Below are 4576 nucleotides of genomic sequence, written 5' to 3'. Positions count from 1 at the left end.
CTTGACCATTGGCGGTCGCTATACGAACTACGAACAGGAAGAGCAGAGTTATCGACTGCTGGCCGACGGCACTCGCGGGCCGACCACCAGCTTCTTCGCTCCGATCTACAGCGAGCATGCGTTGATTCCGAGCGCGGCCCTGACTTATGAGATCAGCCCGCGCTGGAATGCCTATGCGAGTTATGCCCAGACCTTCAAGCCGCAGACGGGCTTGTTGAAGGCGCCGGAGCCGGGCGTGCCGTTGGATCCCATCACCGGCGACGGCTATGAAGTGGGTGTGAAGGGCGAGGTGTTCGACGGGCTCAACACATCCATCGCGGTGTACAGCGTCAAGCGCATCGGCGAAGGCTTGGAAGATCCTGCTTATGGGATCAACTACGGCGCGGGTGGCTCGTCCTGCTGTTACATCGACAATGGCGACATCACCATGCAGGGTGTCGACTTCGAGCTGAGCGGCGTGGTGACGCGCGACTGGCAATTGTTTGCTGGCTACACCTACGCTCGCCAGAAGCTGGGCAGCACCTCCGGCGATACCGACGCCGCGATGAGCTTCAACTTCTCGCCCAAACACTTGTTCAAGATGTGGACCACTTGGCGTCTGCCCGGTGCGCTGTCTGATTGGACCTTTAATGCCGGTGTCGTGACCCAATCGGAGATCTTGGTGCTCGGCTCGGCGACGGTGTTCAACTCTTCGGGCGTGGCCACCGGTTTCGTGCCGTTTCGCTACACGCAAGGCGGCTATTCGTTGTGGAACGCCTCGGTGCAGTATCGCTTGAGCGAGCGTTGGTCGGCTGCCTTGTATGCCGACAATATCTTCGACAAGACCTACTATGCGGCGCTCAACAGCTCGACCGGCGGCAATATCTACGGCGAGCCGCGCAATCTGACGCTGCGTCTACAAGCCAAGTTCTGACCGCATCATGCTGAGAGTCATTGCGATGACCGCCGCGTTGGGCGCGGCGGTCTTGGGGACGGCTACGCCTGCGCTTTCTCGGCCAGCAACGGCTTCGTTGCCGGCGCTCGAGATTTCGTATCGGCGTCACGTGTTGTCGAATGGGTTGACGCTCATCGTTCATGAAGATCGGTTCGCACCGCTGGTGTCGGTGAGTGCCTGGTATCACGTCGGCGGCAAGGATGAGCCGGTGGGGCGGGGCGGCTTCGCGCACTTGTTCGAGCATTTGAACTTTCCTCCGAATCATAAGGGGGTACTCACCAACGTCGGCGCTACCGCTGACAACGCGCATACGCGCAACGACTACACCAACTATTTTCAGACTGTGCCCGCCACCGCGCTCGATACGGCGCTGTGGATCGAAGCGCGTCGCATGGGGCAGATGCCTGAGCACTACAACCAACGCAAGTTGGATGCTGAGCGCGAGATCGTCGAGGGTGAGAAGCGCTTCGTGGCCTCGCGGTTTCCGTACGCTGCGTTGGAGACGGAAGTGCTTTGGAAGGAGACTTATCCTGCTGTGCATCCCTATTCGCGCTCGGGCATGGGATCGTCCGAGGATTTGAACGCCGCGACGCTCGATGACGTGCGGCAGTGGCACGAGCGATGGCAGGGGGCTGCCAATGCTGTGCTGGTTGTGGCTGGCGACGTCAGTAGTGCCGAGGTGCTCCGCAAAGTCGAACAGTACTTCGGTGGGTTTTCTTCGGGGCCGCCGGTGACTCGGGTGTCGCAGTGGGTTGCCAAGATGAGCGGCGAACGTCGTGTGACCGCTACGCGGCGCGAGGTTCCGGATGCTCGCTTCTATAAGGTATGGAATGTGCCGGGTTACGCGACGCGTGACTTCACCATGCTGGAGTTGGCCACGCAAATTCTCGGCGACGGACCGAACAGCCGTCTACGTCGCCGCTTGATGACTAGCGAACGACTTGCGTCGGAGGTTCGAGTGCGCCTCGAACCCATGGAGTTGGGATCGCAAGTAAGGATTTCCGTGGCGCTGAACGATCCTGAGCAACTCGGCGCTGCCGAGCTTGCGTTGAATGATGAATTGACTGCGTTCTTGCGAGAGGGGCCGACTCGGGAGGAGTTGGATCAGGCGCGCGTGAGTCTCTATTCGCGGCTCGCGACCTCGCTGGAACGGTTGGATGCCGGCGGCGGCAAGTCCTGGTATCTCGCCGTGGGCGAGATGTATGCGGGGTCGCCCGGCTTTTACAGTCAGGCGTTGACGTGGCAGCAGGCGGCGACGCCTGAGGATGTGCGGTTGAGCGCTCAGCAGTGGTTGTCGGATGGTGCCTTCGTGTTGGCCGTGCGGCCGGAGCCGAAGTACAGCGTCGCTGCCTCTGCGGCCGATTTGAAGACGGCGCCGGCGGCCGTCGCGCCGCCTGCGTTGGCGCTGCCGGCCTTGCAACGTGCGACGTTGTCGAACGGGTTGAAGGTCGCGGTGATGAAGCGGGACAACGCGGCTTTGACGCGTTTGTCGCTGCTCGTTGATGGCGGCGACGCTGCTGATGCTCCTGGCCGGGCTGGAACCTCCAGGTTGGCTTTGAGGGTCTTGAAAGAGTATGCACAAACGTTGAATTCAAAACTCTCGGGCGCTCGCATCGATGAGAGCACTACGTTGGATTCCTCCGCGCTGTCGATTACGACTATCGCTTCACACTTTCCTGAGTCGGTCGCGTTGCTTCGCAAGGCACTGCATGCTGGCAGCTGGCGTGCGCAGGACTTGCGCGAGGCCAAGGATGCTTTCGCGGCTATCGCCGCTCAGCAAGAGCGCCAGCCTGCGCAACTGGCGTTGCAGGCAATTGCCCAGGCGATCTCTGGCGGCAATGCGGCTTATGAGAGTGCGATGGCGAATCGCTTCGATGCCAGCGCGCTTCAGTCGCTCGGCTTAGATGAACTGCGTCATCAGCAACGTCCGTGGCTCCGCCCTGACAACGCCACATTACTAATCGTCGGCGCCAGCTCGCTGTCGGAAGCAATGCCGGTACTGGAGAAGCAACTTGGCTCGTGGCGCGTGCCGAAGGAAGCCAATTCATCGCTAGATCAGCACCACGGCTCGGAGCGCGCCAGCAGCGGAGTTTCGCAGTTGCCTGAGCAGCGTCTTGGCTCGAAGCCCGCCTTGGCCGAAGCCAATTCCGCACTTGATACGCGGCGTCGCTCGGCGCAGGCGGCGGATGACTCATCCTCGCGGCTGCTCGGCGTCCGCGCACCGAAGCGTGGACGAATCTACTTGCTCGACGTTCCCGGCGCGGCGCAGACCGAGATCATCGCGGGTCGGCTCGCCGACGGGCGAGGAGGCGCCTCCTATGATCGACAGTCATTGTTGGTCGACATTCTCGACACTCGTCTAAGCAACACTCTGCGTGAGTCATTGAATCTCACCTACGACGTCGCAGTCACTCTTTTGCCCGCTCGCGAAGCGAGCCCACTAACTGTACGAACCGTCGTGCGAGCCGATGGCACGGTGACGGCCTTGAAGGCTATCGCGGCAGAGCTAGCTGCCTTGGGCAACACCAATCCCGTGCCGGCAGACGAACTCAATCAGATGCGTCGCAAGTCCATCCTGGCCTTGCCAGGAAGAAACGAATCGCCAAGCGACCTGATCGAGTCGCTCCGCACGGTACTGAACTTCGATCTACCAGACGACTACTGGAACACCTATGCAAGTCGCCTCGACACAATCACGGTGGAGCAATTGAAGTCAGAGGCACAATCGCTACTCGAGCCAAAGCAGTTCAGCTGGGTGCTCGCAGGCGACGTGAAAAAGTTCGAAGCCGAACTTCGGGCGCTCGGCCTGGCCGAGGTTGTGTTGCTGGGTAACGACGCGAAGGTGCAACCTTGAAATTCATGATGATGAGTCATAGAGCGCTGCTGGCACTATCCATGGTTATCGGCTGGCTGCCGTTGGCGTCGGCCGCCAGTCTGCTGGAAGCGAGCCAACGCCCTGCTGCAGTCGACGCATTGTTCGCGGAATTCAACCAAGCAACCACGCCAGGCCTGGCCATCGGCATCTACCAGAACGGTCAGCCGCTACTAACCCGCGCCTACGGCATGGCCGATCTGGAAAACCCAGCGCCGATCACCACGGACACCGTCTTCCACATCGCGAGCGTGTCCAAGCACTTCACTGCCTTCGCAGTGCTGCTATTGGCCAACGAAGGAAAGATAGATCTGGATGCGGACGTGCGCCGTTATCTTCCGTACATGCCGGACTTCGGCGACGTAATCACCGTGCGTCACCTCATCTATCACACCAGCGGCTTGCGCGACTCTTGGCGCTTGTTAGCGCTCGGGGGAGTGGACAGTTACAGCCACCGACAGCAGGCGCAGATCGTGAACATGGCAGCTCGGCAACGAGGCTTGAATTTCAAGCCGGGCACCGAGTACGCCTACAGCAACATGAACTACACGTTGCTCGCTGAGATCGTCCGCAGTGTCACCGGCAAGACGCTGCGCCAGTTCACCACCGAGCGCATGTTCAAGCCGCTGCAAATGGACCACACGTTCTTCTCCGACGACATCCTCGAGATCGTGCCGCGACGCGCGCAGTCCTATTCGCGGGAAGGAGATACTTGGCGTCGCAGCCCACTGAATCTCGACACTTATGGCGCGACCAATCTGCAGACCACG

3 protein-coding genes are annotated in these 4576 nt (G+C 60.6%); all 3 read left to right on the top strand.

What is annotated here, in order from left to right; genetic code table 11:
* A partial coding sequence (locus tag JNL55_RS11675; RefSeq protein WP_293853000.1) for a TonB-dependent siderophore receptor occupies positions 1–913 on the top strand: 913 nt, incomplete at its 5' end.
* A gap of 7 nt (positions 914–920) precedes the next feature.
* Positions 921–3788: a M16 family metallopeptidase gene (locus JNL55_RS11670; protein WP_293852999.1), complete on the top strand. Its 2868-nt coding sequence runs from the start codon at positions 921–923 to the stop codon at positions 3786–3788.
* A 5-nt stretch (positions 3789–3793) separates the two neighbouring features.
* A partial coding sequence (locus JNL55_RS11665) for a serine hydrolase domain-containing protein (protein ID WP_293853001.1) occupies positions 3794–4576 on the top strand: 783 nt, incomplete at its 3' end.

This window comes from Steroidobacter sp. (assembly GCF_016790065.1).
GTDB lineage: Bacteria > Pseudomonadota > Gammaproteobacteria > Steroidobacterales > Steroidobacteraceae > Steroidobacter.
The sequence above is the reverse complement of the archived record's forward strand: the minus strand, read 5'-3'. Positions and strand labels throughout refer to the sequence as shown.

Bases quoted from the DNA above. Each gene is read 5' to 3' on its own strand.
- JNL55_RS11670 (WP_293852999.1), top strand. From the start codon at position 921: ATGCTGAGAGTCATTGCGATGACCGCCGCGTTGGGCGCGGCGGTCTTG.